The organism is Emcibacter sp., assembly GCF_048269205.1.
GTDB lineage: Bacteria > Pseudomonadota > Alphaproteobacteria > Sphingomonadales > Emcibacteraceae > Emcibacter.
Genome location: NZ_JBLXJC010000001.1, coordinates 583,236 through 601,105 on the forward strand (window position 1 = coordinate 583,236; position 17,870 = coordinate 601,105).

Annotated in this window: 14 protein-coding genes; all 14 read left to right on the plus strand. The window is 53.9% G+C overall.

All coding sequences use genetic code 11. From position 1 onward, the window contains the following. Positions 1–77: 77 nt before the first annotated feature. Positions 78–2,429, plus strand: coding sequence for a M1 family metallopeptidase (locus ACN0YD_RS02790; protein ID WP_417317121.1), 2,352 nt, complete (start codon positions 78–80; stop codon positions 2,427–2,429). Then, positions 2,429–2,932, plus strand: coding sequence for a DUF6702 family protein (locus ACN0YD_RS02795; protein WP_417317122.1), 504 nt, complete (start codon positions 2,429–2,431; stop codon positions 2,930–2,932). The genes ACN0YD_RS02790 and ACN0YD_RS02795 overlap by 1 nt, the downstream gene beginning before the upstream one ends. A gap of 65 nt (positions 2,933–2,997) precedes the next feature. After that, positions 2,998–4,167: a serine hydrolase domain-containing protein gene (locus ACN0YD_RS02800; RefSeq protein WP_417317123.1), complete on the plus strand. Its 1,170-nt coding sequence runs from the start codon at positions 2,998–3,000 to the stop codon at positions 4,165–4,167. A gap of 262 nt (positions 4,168–4,429) precedes the next feature. Further along, positions 4,430–5,584 (plus strand): phosphoserine transaminase, encoded by a 1,155-nt coding sequence (locus ACN0YD_RS02805; protein WP_417317124.1) that lies wholly within the window; start codon positions 4,430–4,432, stop codon positions 5,582–5,584. A gap of 82 nt (positions 5,585–5,666) precedes the next feature. Further along, positions 5,667–7,244, plus strand: a complete 1,578-nt coding sequence (serA, locus tag ACN0YD_RS02810) for a phosphoglycerate dehydrogenase (protein ID WP_417318837.1) — start codon at positions 5,667–5,669, stop codon at positions 7,242–7,244. 234 nt (positions 7,245–7,478) lie between these two features. After that, positions 7,479–8,237 (plus strand): substrate-binding periplasmic protein, encoded by a 759-nt coding sequence (locus ACN0YD_RS02815; protein ID WP_417317125.1) that lies wholly within the window; start codon positions 7,479–7,481, stop codon positions 8,235–8,237. Between the two features lie 226 nt (positions 8,238–8,463). Next, positions 8,464–10,014 carry a sensor histidine kinase gene (locus ACN0YD_RS02820; protein ID WP_417317126.1) on the plus strand — a complete coding sequence of 517 codons (1,551 nt, stop codon included), beginning with the start codon at positions 8,464–8,466 and terminating at the stop codon, positions 10,012–10,014. Between the two features lie 137 nt (positions 10,015–10,151). After that, positions 10,152–11,303 (plus strand): ATP phosphoribosyltransferase regulatory subunit, encoded by a 1,152-nt coding sequence (locus ACN0YD_RS02825; protein WP_417317127.1) that lies wholly within the window; start codon positions 10,152–10,154, stop codon positions 11,301–11,303. Between the two features lie 32 nt (positions 11,304–11,335). Next, positions 11,336–12,643 carry an adenylosuccinate synthase gene (locus tag ACN0YD_RS02830; protein WP_417317128.1) on the plus strand — a complete coding sequence of 436 codons (1,308 nt, stop codon included), beginning with the start codon at positions 11,336–11,338 and terminating at the stop codon, positions 12,641–12,643. Between the two features lie 222 nt (positions 12,644–12,865). Further along, complete coding sequence (locus ACN0YD_RS02835) at positions 12,866–14,089, plus strand: type III PLP-dependent enzyme (RefSeq protein WP_417317129.1); 1,224 nt, start codon at positions 12,866–12,868, stop codon at positions 14,087–14,089. Further along, positions 14,086–15,135 (plus strand): 1,9-bis(guanidino)-5-aza-nonane synthase, encoded by a 1,050-nt coding sequence (locus ACN0YD_RS02840; RefSeq protein WP_417317130.1) that lies wholly within the window; start codon positions 14,086–14,088, stop codon positions 15,133–15,135. The genes ACN0YD_RS02835 and ACN0YD_RS02840 overlap by 4 nt, the downstream gene beginning before the upstream one ends. A 14-nt stretch (positions 15,136–15,149) precedes the next feature. Continuing rightward, complete coding sequence (speB, locus tag ACN0YD_RS02845; RefSeq protein WP_417317131.1) at positions 15,150–16,034, plus strand: agmatinase; 885 nt, start codon at positions 15,150–15,152, stop codon at positions 16,032–16,034. 137 nt (positions 16,035–16,171) lie between these two features. Then, positions 16,172–17,197 carry a hypothetical protein gene (locus tag ACN0YD_RS02850; protein ID WP_417317132.1) on the plus strand — a complete coding sequence of 342 codons (1,026 nt, stop codon included), beginning with the start codon at positions 16,172–16,174 and terminating at the stop codon, positions 17,195–17,197. 152 nt (positions 17,198–17,349) lie between these two features. Then, positions 17,350–17,796 (plus strand): acyl-CoA thioesterase, encoded by a 447-nt coding sequence (locus tag ACN0YD_RS02855; protein WP_417317133.1) that lies wholly within the window; start codon positions 17,350–17,352, stop codon positions 17,794–17,796. Positions 17,797–17,870: the final 74 nt, after the last annotated feature.

Consider the following 17,870-nt stretch of genomic DNA (forward strand, 5'->3'; position numbering starts at 1 on the left):
AATAATGTAACAAAAAGAGGAAGACACGGTATCTTCCGGAAATTAATGTGGGGATTAACTGCAACACGGTGTTTTTTATGAAATTTGGACGTTTTTTTCTGGCCCCGTTTTTTGCCTGGGTTCTTGTTGCCACTTACTCTAATGCACAGACCATGGAACAGCTTCAGGATTCTTTTCGGCAGCTGGACGAATATCTGCCGACAGCCAACACATATCGCACCGCTTCCGGTGCACCCGGTCACGATTATTGGCAGCAGCAGGTGGATTACCGCATCACCGTAGAGCTGAATGATAAGGACCAGACCCTCACGGGCCGGGAAAAGATCACCTATCACAATAATTCACCGGACACATTGCGCTATCTCTGGCTGCAGCTTGATCAGAATCGTTTCGCACGGGGTTCCATGGATCAGCAGACCCGGACCGCGGCGGATGAACGCAAGTCAAACTTCAAGGCGTTCCGGAAAGAACTGCATGAAAAGAGATTTAGCGGCGGCCATAAGGTAGAATTCGTCCGCGACAGCGCTGGAAATAACCTGCCCTTCACCATTGTGGAAACCATGATGCGGGTGGACCTGCCGACGCCCCTGAAGCCCGGTCAGAAATATGAATTTGATATCGCCTGGTCCTACCGCATTGTCGACGGCACCATTATCAAGTCCCGGGGCGGTTATGAATTTTTCAAGGAAGACGGCAACTATATCTATGAGGTTTCCCGGTGGTTTCCGCGTCTTGCCGCCTATAGCGATTACGACGGCTGGCACAATAAACAGTTTATTGGCCGGGGCGAATTTACCCTGGAATTTGGCAATTACGAAGTTGACATTACGGTACCGGCCGATCACATCGTGACAGCGACCGGGGTCCTGCAGAATGCCGGTGATGTGTTGAGTGAGCTGCAGAGGAAACGCCTTGAAAAGGCAAGGAAATCGGACAAGCCCGTTCACATCGTCACTCCGGATGAAGCCCTGGCTAATCAGGCCAAAGCGGCCGGTAAGAAAAAGACCTGGCGGTTCCGCGCTGAAAATGTTCGCGATTTTGCCTTTGCCAGCTCGCGCAAGTTTATCTGGGATGCCATGGGGGTATATCAGAAGGAAAACAAGCAGACGGTCATGGCCATGTCCTTCTATCCCGAGGAAGCCAATCCGCTGTGGGGGCTTTATTCCACCCAGGCTGTTGCCCATACGCTGGAGGTCTATAACAAATATGCCCTGGTTTATCCCTATCCTGTGGCCATTTCCGTTCACGGGGCGGTAACCGGCGGCATGGAATATCCCATGATCAGCTTTAACGGCTACCGGCCGACAAAGCATGACAACGGGACGCGGACCTACGAAAGGCGGACAAAATATGGCCTGATCAGCGTGGTGATCCATGAAGTGGGGCACAATTATTTCCCCATGATCGTGAATTCCGACGAGCGGCAGTGGACCTGGATGGACGAGGGGCTGAACACTTTCCTGCAATATCTGGCCGAGCAGGAATGGGAAGAGGATTATCCTTCCCGCCGCGGCGAGCCCTACAAGATTGTCGATTTCATGAAAAGCGACAAACAGGTGCCGATCATGACCAATTCGGAATCCCTGCTGCAATTCGGCAATAACGCCTATGCCAAGCCGGCGACGGCGCTCAATATTCTCAGGGAATCCATCATGGGACGGGAGCTATTTGATTTTGCCTTCAGGGAATATTCCCGTCGCTGGCAGTTCAAACGGCCGACCCCGGCCGACCTGTTCCGGACGCTGGAGGATGCTTCCGGCGTTGACCTGGACTGGTTCTGGCGCGGCTGGTTCTATACCACGGATCATGTGGATATTTCGCTCGACAATGTGCGCCATATGCATCTTGATACCAAAAACCCGGAAATAGAGCAGGAATGGCTCAGGAAGCAGGATGAAAAGCGGCCTGAAACCATGGGTGAAAAGCGCAACAGGGACCTGCCCAAAAGGATCGATCGTTACAAGGAATTGAAGGATTTTTATAACGAATATGATAAATTCACCGTCACCAACGCCCAGCGCAACAGTTATCGGGCCCTGCTTGAGGAGTTGGAGGATTACGAGCGGGGTCTGCTTGGGAACAAGTCCCATATATATATGCTTGATCTCGCCAACAAGGGCGGTCTTGTCATGCCCGTTTATGTGAAGGTGACCTATGCGGACGGCATGACGGAAGAATTCCGCTGGGCTGCCGAGATATGGAAACAGAACGGCAAGAAGATCAGCAAGATGATCCTCACCGACAAGCCCATCGTGGCGGTGGAGCTTGACCCTCATCTGGAAACGGCAGATGTGGATATGGCTAACAATCATTTCCCTCGCAGGATTGACGAGGACAGCCGTTTTGATCTCTTCAAAACCAAGAAAAAACGCGACATGATGAAGGAAATGCGCGAGCCGCTGGTTGAAACGGGTAAAGAGAAAAAATAGTGCGCAAACTGTCCCTTTTTCTGGTTCTGTCCTGTCTGCTTGGCTTGAGTGGTCCTGCACTGGCGCACCGTTTTGCGGCGTCCTTCACGGTGGTTGATATCCGTATGGACAAAAATGCCCTGCAGGTGACCCACCGGTTGTTTACCCACGATGTAGAGGATCTGATCCGCACCCATGGAAATGTCAGCGGCGAGCTTTCCGACAAGCATATTTCGGCCTTTCTCAAGGACTATGTCGGGGGAAAATTTGCCCTTTATGACGGTGATGGCAACCAGATCGATCTTGCCTGGGTGGGCTATGAATATTCAGTTGAGGATATCCATGTCTATCAGGAGGCGCCGTTGCCCGGACGGCTTGAGAAACTGGGCGTTATCGACAGGATACTGACCGAGACTTTTCCGGACCAGGTAAATCGGGTAAATGTAGAAAAGGACAACAAGGTCCATACCCTGGTTTTCCGGAAAGGGGACGGCCTTAAAATTGTCGGGTTTGATGGCAAATAAAAGAACAATAAAAAGCACCCGCCGCCTCAGGGGCAGGGCGGGGCATCCAAGGCAAGGAAGTGTAGATGCAAAAGGGTGGAGTGATCCTTTGGGTCCTGTTTATGATCGGATTCGCCTCAGTTGGTGAGGCGGCGCCGGTACCGAGGGACAAGCCGGTTGTTTTTCAGCACTCAAGCCTGTCCGAATTTGCCCGGTCCTTTGATGCCCTGTTTCAGCAGGAACTGGCAAAGGCAAATGTGCCGGGTGGTGCCTACGCCATTGTAAAAGGGGACCAGGTCATCAGCATCCGCGGCTATGGGGTGCGGGAAATGGGCGGCAGTGACCCGGTTGACAAACATACGGTGTTTCGCCTGGCGTCCGTATCCAAGACCTTTGCCGCTGGCCTCAGCATGAAACTGGTGCAGGACCACAAATTCTCCCTCGAAGACCGGCTGGTTGCCTATGTACCCGAGTTCCGGTTCAAGACCAACCATCTGGCGGATCAGCTTCAGCTCCGACATTTGCTCAGTCATTCTGCCGGGGTCATGCCCAACGCCTATGATAATATGCTGGAGGCTAACGTTCCCCTGCCGAAAATTATCACCAGCTTTCAGAAAGTGGATCCCATGTGTGATCCCGGGGACTGCTACGGCTATCAGAATGTGCTTTATGCCATGATCGGCCCGGTGATCGAAAAGACCACACTGCACACCTATGAAGACCTGATCAACGACATGATTTTCAAACCGCTGGAGATGGAAAATGCCTCTGTGGGCTACGAGGCTTTTTTGCACAGTGAAAATCGCGCGGCCCCCCATGTAAAAACCCGGAAAGGCTGGCTCAAGACCAAAGTCAAGCCGTCCTATTACGAGGTGCTGCCTGCAGCCGGGGTGAATGCCAGCGTTTCCGACATGGCCAGCTGGTTGATGGCCCAGCTCGGCCACCGGCCGGATGTCATGCCGCCGGAAGTTCTGGACAGCCTGACCAAAAAACAGATCCGCACTAAAAAGGAGCTCAGGCGCCGGGACTGGCGCAGGTATCTGAAGGACGCCTACTATGGTCTGGGCTGGCGTATCTATCAATTCGGCAAGGAACAGCTCATTTATCACGGCGGCTGGGTGGCCGGTTTCCGGGCTGACGTGGCCTTCTCCCGGGACCGGGATGTGGGGCTGGTGATCCTGCTGAATGCGGAATCCAACGTGATCAACCGGCTCAGCACCCGCTTCTGGGCAGAGATAATGAAAGATCCGATTTAAGGCCGAGTCTTTCGAACAGTCCGGATGTCCAGAACAATAAACTGCCGTCCAGCTCTCTTTTGGTAATTTTTTTTGTGGTGGTTCATTGTAACTTACTGACAGAAAACAGCCATTTTCCATGTGAGGGGCGAATTTTCTGCGGTATGTTGAGAGCCTGTCGCAAATTCTTCCCTTGACGATGAACTTTCCGTCTCTATATTCCGCTGTGGGCTATCCCTCCCCAACGAGGGACAGCTATTCTGGAAGGAATAGGAGACATATTATGAAACCGGAAGTGAAACCAGCGAACCCGCTGTTTTCGTCAGGCCCCTGCGCGAAACGCCCGGGCTGGACGTTGGAAGACCTCAAGGACGCCCCTTTGGGACGTTCTCACCGCGCCAAAATCGGCAAATCCAAACTGAAAGAAGCCATTGACCGTACCGCTGAGATTCTCGGTGTGCCGGAAGGTTATCGTGTCGGCATCGTGCCCGGCTCCGATACCGGTGCCGTAGAGATGGCGCTCTGGTCCATGCTCGGCGCCCGCGGCGTTGACATGCTGGCCTGGGAAAGTTTCGGTTCCGGTTGGGTCACCGATGTGACCAAACAGCTTAAACTGGACGATGTCCGGATCCTGGAAGCGCCTTATGGCGAACTGCCGGATCTCAGCAAAGTTGATCCTGCTCGTGACGTCGTCTTTACCTGGAACGGCACCACCTCCGGTGTCAAGGTTCCCAACGGCGACTGGATTTCCGACGACCGTGCCGGGTTGACCATCTGCGATGCAACCTCTGCGGCATTTGCCATGGACCTGCCCTGGAAAAAACTGGATGTGGTGACATTCAGCTGGCAGAAAGTGCTTGGCGGAGAGGGCGCCCACGGGGTGATCATCCTGTCTCCGCGCGCTGTGGAGCGTCTGGAAAACTTTGTCCCCAACCGGCCGCTGCCAAAAATCTTCCGCCTGACCAAGGGCGGCAAGCTGATTGACGGCATCTTCACCGGTGCCACCATCAACACGCCATCCATGCTTTGTGTCGAGGATTACCTGGATGCGCTGGGCTGGGCGGAAAGTGTTGGCGGCCTTCAGGGCATGATCAAACGGTCCGAAGCCAATCTTGCTGTGCTCAGCAACTGGGTTGAAAAATCAGACAATGTGGCCTTTCTGGCAAAGGACCCGGCCACGGTGTCCAATACCTCCGTCTGTCTGATGATTACGGCGCCTTGGTTTGCGGCGCTGTCAGAAGATGATCAGGCTGTTGCTGCCAAGAAGGTGGTCGGACTGCTGGACGAGGAAGGTGCCGCCTATGATATCGGCGCCTATCGTGACGCTCCGGCAGGTCTGCGCATCTGGGCAGGCTCCACCATCGAGACGGACGATCTTGAAAAGCTCGTTCCCTGGGTGGAATGGGCGCTTGAGGAAGTCAAGGCTTCCCAGGCCTGATACAGCTGAAGAGGCGGATGCCGGATTGACCGGCGTTCGCCCGCATTCTCCGAACAGATAGATTTTTTGAAAGGTATTGATGATGGTTAAGGTCCTGATTTCAGACAAACTGAGCCCCCTTGCCAAGGAAATTTTTGAACAGCGCGGTATCCAGGCCGATCAGATCGTCGGCATGACGCCGGAAGAACTGATTGCTAAAATTCCGGAGTATGATGGTCTCGCCATTCGCTCCGCCACCAAGGTGACGCCGGAAGTTCTGGCTGCGGCTGAAAACCTGAAAGTGGTCGGCCGCGCCGGTATCGGTGTGGACAATGTGGACATCAAAGCGGCGACAGCCAACGGTGTGGTGGTGATGAACACCCCCTTCGGCAACAGTATCACTACGGCCGAACATGCCATTGCCATGATGTTTGCCGTGGCCCGGCAGATTCCGCAGGCCAATGAATCCACCCACGCCGGCAAATGGGAAAAATCCAAATTCATGGGTGTGGAGCTGACTTCCAAGACCCTTGGTGTGATCGGCTGCGGTAATATCGGCGCCATTGCTGCCGACCGGGCCCTCGGCCTGAAAATGAAAGTGGTGGCCTTTGACCCCTTCCTGTCTGAAGATCGTGCAGAGGAAATCGGTGTAGAGAAGGTGGAACTGGACGAGCTTCTTGGCCGTGCCGACTTCATTACCCTGCATACACCGCTGACCGATAGCACCCGCGGTATTCTGGGCAAGGATGCCTTTGCCAAAATGAAAGACGGCGTGCGCATCATCAACTGTGCCCGTGGCGGGCTGATTGACGAGGACGCTCTGAAGGAAGCACTGGATAGCGGCAAGGTTGCCGGTGCCGCTCTTGACGTATTCGCCGAAGAGCCAGCGAAGGAAAACGCTTTGTTTGGCAATGACAAGGTTGTGGCAACTCCGCATCTGGGTGCGTCCACCACGGAGGCCCAGGTCAATGTGGCGGTTCAGGTTGCCGAACAGATGGCCGATTATCTTCTCGACGGGGCGGTGACAAACGCGCTTAATATGCCGTCCGTAACAGCGGAAGAGGCCGTACGCCTCAACCCCTATATGAAACTTGCCGGCGAACTCGGCAGTTTTGCCGGACAGCTGACGGAAAATGCCCTGCAGAAAATCCAGATTGAATATCAGGGTGACGTGACTGAACTGAATATTCGTCCGCTCACCGCCATTGTGGTAGAAGGCCTGCTGCAGCCGCTGATGGACAGCGTCAATATGGTGAACGCCATGGCCATTGCCAAGGAACGGGATATCGAGATCATCGAAAGCAAGAACGAGGGTGAAGGCGATTATCACACCTTGATCAAGGTCAGTGTGACCACCGACAAACAGAGCCGGTGCGTGGCCGGCACCCTGTTTGCCGACCGTCGCCCCCGTATTGTCGAGGTTAAGGACATCCGTCTGGAAGCTGAGCTGTCCGAGGACATGCTGTATGTGACCAACGAAGATATGCCGGGCTTTATCGGCGCGCTGGGAACGGTGCTTGGCGATGCAGGACTGAATATTGCCACCTTTAGCCTGGGCCGTGCGGCCGAGGGCGGGGAAGCCATTGCGCTGGTATCCGTTGATCAGCCGGCCTCCGATGATGTGCTGGACAAAGTCCAGGCGCTGCCACATGTTCGACAGGTCAAGGCACTGAAATTCTAAGAGTTTTACAACACGGGTTAATTTAACCTGTATCCATAGACTGGGAGGCCATATTTTGGCCTCCCTTTTTTATCAGACTATTTTGCTGAGAGGATGTGACAGGGAGGAAATGCTTTCTTTCTTTTGTCGGGTCGTATAAAATTTTAATTAAGTTGTATTTGTATGATCATGTATCGCCACGTGTATATATCCGGGGTACTTGCCACCCTCTTCTTGCTTATGGCAGGCTTCTCTTTGCATTCCACCGCCGGATCGAAGGAGCCGTCACAGCGTTATGTCATGGTGTTGATGGATGTATTCCCCTATGGCTGGTGGGAGAAAGGCCGGCCCCGGGGCTTTCTGGTTGATGTCGCCAAACGGATCCGCCAAAAATCGGGTGTAGATTATGAAATTGTTCTGCAGCCTTTTGGGCGTAATCTCAAATCCCTTGAGGTGGGCAAGGCTGATTTTTCCATTTTTTATTCCTATCCCGATACGATTTCCGGATACAGAAGTATTGGAAATGTGACCTGTACCCGTCTGGTTGCTGTGCCTATGGCGAACAGCGGAATTGAGACCGTCAGTGACCTGAACGGAAAGTCGGTGCTTTTCCCGCCCGGCGGATATTTCGACCGGCACTATGTTCAACACATGAACATCGACCCCATTCCTGTCAGTTCCGCAGAGTCCATTCTGGAGCTTGCTTCACGGGGACGGGCGGACGCTTTTATTGTCAGCGATCAGTTGATGGAAGCCTATCAGACGAATGTTTCTGCCTCCCATCGTATGCCCGATGATTTTTGGGCAAAGCTTGGAAATCCGCTGGAACTCGTTGAAGCAAATATTGCCTTTGTCGTTTCCGATAGATCACCACTCGGAAAACATACGGACAGGATTTCTGCCACGATCAGGGAGATGCAGAAAACCGGCGAATTTCTTGAGCTGGCCGAAAAATATTTTCACTCGGTTCAGTCCAGTTGCTTGCATGAGGCAAATAAAAAGTCACCCCATTAAAGCGATCGCGGCTTTCACACATTATTGGCAGTTTAATCTCTGGAACAGCTTGATGGTTGTTTTAAAAGGGTTTCTGGAAATGCCGGAAGTTGAAAAGATAATATTCTATGATAGAATAACTCTCAAGAATGGGAAATATTGGGGTGAGAGGCGGTCTCTATTTTTCCCAGGTAAGCATGAAGTCAGGCAGATAAAAAGGGACACTTGACTTCAAGGAGCGTTATTCATGAGACCGTTGCCGACAAAAAGCCTGTCGTTCAGGCTGGCAAAAATAGGTGTGTTACTCGCTTTCCTGGTTGGGGTAGTGTTGTCCGGCATCCAGGTTTATATGGATTATCTGGATGAGGACAGATACATCGAACAACGCATGGAGGACATTCTCTATGTTGCGGAAAAGCCAGCAGCCCGGGCTGTCTATATTATTGATCCGGCATTGGCGATCCATGTTCTGGATGGTCTTTTTGTCTACGAGTTTGTGCAGGAAGCGACCATCACTGACGATCTCGGCCAGGTGCTGGCGAGCAAATCGAGACAGGGAAGCGAGAGTTCAACCCAGTGGCTGACCAGCAGACTTTCACGGGTAAATGACGTCTATTCCAAGACCTTGGAAATTGTGAGTGATGCAACGGTAGGGTCCGGCCGTATTGAGATCCTGATCAATCGGGATATCGCCCTTGCCGGTTTTTATGACCGGGCTATCCTTGTCTTTTTCACCGGTCTTATCCGGAACATGTTGCTCGTTTTCCTGCTTTACCTCGCCTATTATTACATTGTTACTAAACCGTTAAACCTTTTTGTGCGCAGGATTTCCTCCCTTGATTCCGAAAATCCGGGTGAGAACCCGGTCGAGATTCCGAAGTCCCACGAAAATGACGAACTTGGCTGGCTGGCCAGGTCGTTTAACGGCTTTTCAAACGAGATTGTCAGGCAGTTTAGCAAGCTTAAGAAAACCCAGGACGAATTGTGCTTTGCCCGCGATGAATTGATCAAGGAACTGGAAGCGCACAAGGAAACCGCAGAACATCTGATGGAGATGCGGCTGCAGGCGGATAATGCCAATCGGGCCAAATCGAGTTTTCTAGCCAATATGAGTCACGAACTGCGCACCCCGCTTAATGCCATCATCGGTTTTGCCTCTCTCATGTCCAGTGAGGCCAAGGGGCCTGTCGGCAATAAGGATTATTTAGAGTATTTGAAAGATATCGAGGATGCCGGCACTAATCTGACAGATCTTCTGGGGCAGTTGCTTGATTTGTCGCTCATAGAATCCGGGGAACTGAAACTGCAGGAAAGTGTGTTTCGCCTGGATGACCTGATCGAGAGCAGTCTGCAGATGTTCCAGTCCGACCTTGATGAAAAGCGGCTCAGCCTGACCATCGAAGTTGATGAGAATATTGGTGAAATCCAGGCTGACAGGCGCCGTCTTCTTCAGGTTCTGGACAATCTGATCTCCAACGCTATAAAATTTTCCCATACTGGCGGTGAAATACGCCTGTCCGTCAGCCGCGATGAGGATGGCTCGATTGTGGTGCTGTTACGGGATTTCGGCGTTGGAATTCCCGGCGATAGAATTCCCCAGATGCTGGAGCCGTTCATGCAGGCGGAAATCAAATATAACAAAACCTTCCAGGGCGCTGGCCTTGGCCTGTCTCTCTCTAATCTGTTGATCAAGCTGCATGGCGGCAAGGTCTGGATTGAAAGCGAGCAGGGCGCCGGCACCTCGGTTTTCGTTCGTCTGCCGGAAAGGCGGGTTGTCGGGCTTTCGGAAATGAGCTGAAGCGGCATCGCGAGGCAGCAGGCCTTCGGAGGTTCCGTGGATTTTCCTCTTTAGATTCCAAAAACAGGGTGATATAAGCACGGCGGTGCCCCGGGACGTTTGCTTGCGTCCAGAAAGAATACTCATGGATTACGCATATGCTTGAACCGAATGACAAGGCCCTTTTGCCAGAGGGGCTGCACGATACCCTCGCCAATGAAGCGGAATATGAAGCGGAAACCGTAAACCGGTTGCTGGAAAGCTTTGCTGCACAGGGCTATACCCGGGTGGAACCACCGCTTGTAGAATTCGAGGAAAGTCTGCTCAGCGGACCCGGCGCTGCCCAGTCCAGGCATATGTTCCGGGTGATGGATCCCGCTTCCCAGCATATGATGGGGGTGCGCACCGATATTACCGGCCAGGTCGCCCGTATTGCCCGCACCCGTCTGAAAAAAGCCCCGCGTCCGTTGCGCCTTTCCTATGCGGGACAAGTGCTGCGCATCAAGGGCACCATGCTGCGTCCGGAACGCCAGTTCGTGCAGACCGGTGTGGAACTGATCGGCTCTGACAGTTTCCAGGCCTATGTAGAAGTCATTCTGCTGGCCCATGAGGCACTGACCTCTGTTGGGGTGGAAAAATTGAGCCTGGACCTGAGTCTGCCGCTGCTGGTGCCGGCCATTTGCGAGGGCCTCTCCATTGAGGAAGGCACCGCTCATCAGGTACGCGAAGCGCTCAATGCCCGGGATGTGGGCGAACTGGAAAATATCGAGGGAGAAATCGGTGACATTGCCCGCAAGCTTCTCTCTGCCGCCGGGCGCGCCGACAAGGCGCTGGAAACTCTGGACGGCCTGAAGCTGCCGGAAAAAGCCCGCCAGATGTGTGACGAACTGGCCCAGGTAGTGAGCATTCTCGCTGATGTGGCGCCGGGCCTGCAGGTGACAGTTGATCCCGGTGAATATCAGGGTTTTGAATTTCAGACCGGCATCGGTTTTACGTTTTTTGCCAAGGGCGTGCGCGGCGAGCTGGGCCGCGGTGGCCGGTACGAAGTCAATGCGGAACTGGATGAGGGCGAGGCCGCCACCGGTTTCTCCCTTTATCTCGACAGCCTGATGCGGGCGTTGCCGGAAGCACCGGAGCCGGAGACAATCTATGTACCGTTCGGCACTGATCTGGCGGAACTGCCGCCGCTGAGGGCGGAAGGCTACCGGACAGTGCAGGGGCTTGAGCCCGCCGGGGATGCAGAGGCAGAAGCCAGGCGTCTCGGATGCCGGCGTCTGTGGCGGAACGGCGCGGCTGAGAAGCTGGCCTGAAAAATTAAATTGAAGACATGAAAGGTTAAGACGTGGCGAATGTTGTGGTGATCGGGTCCCAGTGGGGCGACGAAGGCAAGGGCAAGATTGTCGACTGGTTATCTGAACGGGCCGATGTGGTGGTCCGCTTCCAGGGTGGTCACAATGCTGGTCATACACTTGTGGTGGAAGGTAAGGTTTACAAGCTGAGCCTGCTGCCTTCCGGCATCGTCCGCGGCGGCAAGCAGTCGGTGATCGGTAACGGTGTAGTGGTTGATCCCTGGGCGCTTGTGTCTGAAATGGACCGTTTGCGCGACCAGGGTGTCGATGTGGGCCCCCATAACCTGATTCTGGCGGAAAATGCCCCGCTGATCCTGCCGCTGCACGGCGAACTGGACGCCATCCGCGAAGATGCCACCAACAAGTCCTCCAAGGGCGGTCCGAAAATCGGCACCACCCGCCGCGGTATTGGCCCGGCCTATGAGGACAAGGTGGCCCGCCGGGCGCTTCGCGCCTGTGACCTGAAATCGGACGCCGCCATTGAAAGGCGCGTCGATGTGCTGCTGTCCCATCACAATCCGCTGCGTCGCGGTCTTGGCGTGGCCGAAGTGGACCGGGACGAGCTGATCAAACAGATCAAGGAAATCGCCCCCAAGATTATCCCCTTTGTTCAGGCCAGCTGGCGGGTGCTGGATGACGCGAAACACAGCCGCAAGCGCATCCTGTTCGAGGGCGCACAGGGCACCATGCTGGACATCGATCACGGCACCTATCCGTTCGTGACCTCTTCCAACACCATTGCCGGTACGGCGGCGGGCGGCAGCGGCACCGGGCCGGGTACGCTCGATTACGTGCTCGGCATCACCAAGGCCTATACCACCCGCGTGGGCGAGGGACCGTTCCCGACCGAGCTGACCGATGAAGTGGGCCGTGGACTCGGCGAACGCGGTCATGAATTCGGCACCGTCACCGGGCGCAGCCGCCGTTGTGGCTGGTTCGATGCCGTGATGGTGCGACAGGCCGCCAAGATCGGTGGGATTACCGGTATTGCGCTGACCAAGCTTGACGTGCTGGACGGCATGGACGAACTCAAGGTCTGCATTGGTTACGAACTGGACGGCAAGCAGATCGACTATTTCCCGGCCTCCACCGAGGATCAGGCCAAGGTCACGCCGGTCTATGAGACGCTCGAAGGCTGGTCAGACAGCACCTTCGGCGCCAGAAGCTGGAAGGATCTGCCGGCAACGGCGATCAAATATATCCGCCGCATCGAGGAATTGATCGAGACTCCGGTGGCGCTGCTGTCCACCAGCCCCGAGCGTGACGATACGATTCTGGTCACCGACCCGTTCGAGGGGTAAGTTTCGACGCATAGCATTAGGACAAGCGTCCCGGTTTTCCTGCCGGGGCGCTTTGTTTTTTTGAACCCTTTATGACAGATGATTTTATTGGATTGACAAGGGGGGGCTTTGGCCCTAAACAAAACGCCTCTTGCCGAATCGGGCCTTCGCAACGTCGGCAGCTTTTTTATTCATACTTGAACTTGTGGATGATTCTGATGGAATGTTGTGGAGGTCTCATGAATGGACTACTACCATAGTGTGAACGGGGTTCTGGCAAACCTTGAGCCAGTAGAACCTGTTTTCTGCCACCGGCCCCATGCGGCGCGCCGGGCAGCCAAATGGTTTCTAGATAATTTTCAGGGCGATGTGCTCTATGCGGTGAAGGCCAATCCTTCGCCGGTGATCCTTGATGCCTTGTATGAAGCGGGAGTACGTCACTTCGACGTAGCCTCCCCAAAGGAGCTCGAAAGGGTGTCCTCCTTTAAGGACGCCCGCTTCTACAACATGAACCCGGTGAAGCATCCCCGCCATATCGCGATTTCCTATTTCGAGTATGGCGTGCGGGATTTCTCTGTGGATTGCATGGCAGAACTGGAAAAAGTGCTCGAAGCCACAGGTCACGCAAAAGACCTGAATATCTTTGTGCGCCTTGCGGTTAATAACAACAGCAGCATGCTGCCGCTGGACCGCAAATATGGTGTGCCGCTTCTGGACAGTGCCGAGCTGCTGATGGCCGCCCGTTTGAATGCGGCCCGCCTTGGCGTCTGTTTCCATGTGGGCAGCCAGTGCATGGACCCTGAAGCCTACCGTCAGGCCATTACGCTTGCCAACCAGGCGATCGTGCGCGCCGGTGTGCTGGTGGATACCCTGGATGTGGGCGGCGGTTTCCCGTCCGCCTATCCGGGGGTGCAGCCGCTGGACCTGGTCCATTATACCGATGTGATTCACGAGGCCTTTGAAGACTCCCTGGCGTCCGAAAACAGCCGCCTGATTTGTGAGCCCGGCCGCGCCTTATGTGCCGAGAGCGGATCACTGATCACCTCCGTGACCCTGCGCAAGGATAATTACCTGTACCTCACCGAGGGCGCCTATGGCGCGCTGTTTGACGCGGCGCACCTGAAGTTCCGTTTTCCGGTGAAAATGATCCGTAATGGCGAGGTCGCTGTGGAAGACGGCGGCAAACAGGCGAAACTGACAGGCTTTTCCTTCTATGGCCCGACCTGTGATAGTATCGACTATATGCCCGGGCCCTTCATGCTGCCGGAAGACATCGGCATCGGCGACTATGTGGAGGTGGGCATGCTCGGCGCTTACGGCCAGAGCATGCGTACTGCCTTTAACGGATTCCATGAGGGTCCCGAAGTGATCGTGGGCGATGAGCCCATGCATTCTATGTACATTTTCGATCAGGAGCAGGAGGCCGCCAATGACGACCTCGCCCTGGAAGCACAATTAAGCGAATGAAAGACAAGATTATGACTGACAACAGCAACAAAAAAGCCGAACTGCTCAGCAAGGTCGTCGAGCATATCGACATCACCGGCTTCGATGCGCGGCCGATCATCGACAGCATGGGCAAAATGTCCTTCACCTCCCGGGATCTGGCCCGGGCCACCGGCATCTTTAACGAGATGCTGGCGGACCGTGATTGCTCCGTGATCCTGACCATTGCCGGCTCCACCTCTGCCGGAGGCTGCATGGACCTTTATGCCGACCTGGTGAAATACAACATGGTTGACGCCATTGTCGCCACCGGCGCCAGCATCGTTGACATGGACTTTTTCGAGGCCCTGGGCTTCAAGCATTATCAGGCCCAGTCTGACGTGGATGACCGTGACCTGCGCGATCTCTATATCGACCGGATCTATGATACCTACATCGATGAGGAAGAGCTGCAGAATTGCGACCACACCATCAAGGAAATCGCCAACGGCCTGGAAAAACGCGCCTACAGCTCCCGCGAGTTCATCTGGGAAATGGGTAAATGGCTGACCAAAAACGCCAAGAAGGAAGGCAGCCTGATCCAGACCGCTTACGAGAATAACGTGCCGATTTTCTGCCCGGCCTTCACCGATTCAAGCGCCGGTTTCGGCCTGGTGGTGCATCAGGTGGAAAACCCGGGCAATCACATGACCCTGGACAGCATCGCCGACTTCCGCGAGCTCACCGAGATCAAGATCGAAGCGGGCCAGACCGGCCTTCTGATGATCGGCGGCGGCGTGCCCAAAAACTTCACCCAGGACACCGTGGTTTGTGCGGAGATCATGGGCAAGGAAGCGGACATGCATAAATATGCCATCCAGATCACCGTTGCCGACGTGCGCGACGGTGCCTGCTCTTCCTCCACCCTGAAGGAAGCCTGCAGCTGGGGCAAGGTCGATGTGGTCAAGGAACAGATGGTCTTTGCCGAGGCAGGCTCCGTGCTGCCGCTGCTGGCCTCTGACGCCTGGCACCGGGAACATTGGAAAGGCCGCGAACGCCGTCATTTCGCGAAGCTTTTTGAGAAGTAAGCCAGGAACGTAAAATGGATTATCTTTCCCCGGAAGAAGGTTTCCTCGGGCTCGAAGCCGAACAGGCGGGCAAGCCGGAGGAAGCCCGGGCCGTGATCATTCCCTTCGGGCTCGAGGGTTCCGTCTCCTATGAGGGCGGCACCCGTCTGGGCCCGCAGGCGATGATTACCGCCAGCCACCAGGTGGAGCTGTTCGATGAGGAGCTCTGGTGCGAACCGTTTGAAAAATACGGTGTGGCTACGCTCAGGGAACCAAAAATCGGGGAAGATATCGCGGCCGAACTCAACCGGCTGGAAGCGACCGTGCAGGAAGTCATGGACGCCGGCCGTTTCCCCATGACCTTCGGCGGCGAACACAGCATCACCGCCGGCACCATCCGGCCCTTTGCCCGCAAATATCCGGACCTGACCATCCTGCATTTCGACGCCCATGCCGACCTGCGCGACGGCTATGAAGGCGAACATTACAGCCATGCGGCAGCACTCCGCAGATGCCTGGATTTCGAGCATATCGAGCTGGTGTCCGTCGGCATCCGCAATATTTCGGCCAGTGAAATCCCGTTCCTGGAGGCCAACCGCAACCGCATCCATATCCACTGGGGCCGGGACCGGGCGCGCTATGACGTGGCCGACATCGTCGCCCCGCTTAAAGACAGGCCCATTTATGTCACCTTTGATGTGGACGGGTTCGATGCCAGCCTGATGCCCGCCACCGGCACGCCGGAGCCCGGCGGCCTGTTCTGGCAGGAATGTATGGAGATTATCCGCGCCGCCTCGGAAATCGGCACCATTGTCGGCGCCGACGTCAATGAACTCGCCCCCCGCGAGGGCCTGCACGGCTGCGACTTCATCGCCGCCAAACTGGCCTATAAAATCCTCAACTACGCGCTGGGGAAATAATTCCCGGCGCGTCACTCCTGCGAAGGCAGGAATCCAGTCCACAATTGTAAAACGCGAGCAGGTTTCCTAGCCGCGTTTTCTTTTTCCTGTTTTTAGTGTATTTTTTTAGGGTGTTTCAATTTTTGAAAGAGGGGGTAGTGCCAAAAAGACCGCCGTTCCTACCTGAAGAAATTGCCAATATCCATAAACTTTGTGACAGTTGTGGTAAAATAGTCAGGCCAAATTTTTGGTCTGAGTTTGACGGGCCTTTTATACCTATTTACCCAGATGGCACCAAAGGAGAAAAAGGGGCATTTATTCAAATTTCTGCAACCACTTCCTGCGGTTGTGGTGCAAAAACTTCCTTTGATATTGAGGCAAAAAGGCTAAAGCATTTTATCCATTTCTATGGAGACGAAGCAGAACGCCAAGTTAGGAATTATGATCTACTGGTTTATTCTCTTATAGGGGGTACTAGTGGTCAAATTCAACAAATTGAAGAAGATGTACGGGCATTAAAGTGTGAAGTCCTTCCAGATATAGATCCGGAAAGTTGGCGCATTCATACTACTGAAATGATGGATAGCAAAAAGCGTATCCAGCACGGTGTTTATAAACATATAAGCTCCAAAAAAATAATCCCTTTCTTTGAGGGCTGTACTAATATTTTTAGAAAAAACGAAGAGTTCAGTTGGAATATTTGTTCAATTGGCTTTCTAAAGTCTCCCAGTAATAAACGTAAACGCAGAACATACCTCAAAGATGGACGAATAACAGTTCATCAAGCTTTACTCTCCTATGCCATCCATCGATCAACAAAAAAAGAATTGCGTCCAATGTTTACATTGGACGCAAGTAGACCAATAATAAATGACCCGCACTTAGAAGGATGGTCTTATGACACCTATAATGGATCGAGGTGTTTTCTAGCAAACGCATTTCTCTCTCATAGTAATGACATAAACGCCCCCAATTTTGTTGCTCCTGGAAGTCACCCGTGTTTGGAATTGGCTGATGTTCACGCATATTTTGCCGCTAGGAATTTGGCCAAAAGAACCACTAAGCAAAGGGCGGAAATTTCATTAAAGGAGTTTGGGAAATTTTCTTATCTCATAATGTTGGATAATAATTCTATGGATTATCTCACAGGTGACGATATTCCGAATAAATATATTCCTTCCTAAGTTTTTATAACCTATCCACTTTTCACATACTTCAGTTCTACTTGTTGAACTATGTTTTTATTGCGGCCTATACCCCCCATTCACACTTTCCCCCTTGTCTCTTTTGCGCCCTCTCCGATAAACTCCTCCTATACTCATTCAGGGACTACATTATGACCGACAGCCCCATTCATTTTTCCGCGCCGTTCCAGGTGGCCTGGGCGGATCTGGACTATAACCGCCATATGGGCAACATCGCCTATTTTTCCTATGCCGCCCAGACCCGGTTTCTGTTCTTTGCCGAACATGGTTTCGGACCCGAGGAGTTTGAGGCGGCGGGCCTTGGCCCGGCGGCGCTTAACGAGACGATCCGTTATCACAAGGAAATGAAATTCCTGGAGAAATTCACGGTCAATTTCCTCTGCGCCGGTATGAACGCGAAAAAAAGCCGCTATATCATCGTTAACCAGTTTATCGGCGAGGACGGGGAGATGCGGGCTGAAATCCGCACCCAGTTCGTGTGGATGGATTTGAATTTACGCCGGGCGATCCGCTCCCCCGCGCCCATGGCGGCAATCCTCGATGCGCTGGAAAAGACCGAAGATTTCGAAGAGCTTTAGAAGCTTGTCTTCCCCGTCATTCCCGTGAAAACGGGAATCCATAGCGCGGTTTCAAACACACTCAAGCGTATCAA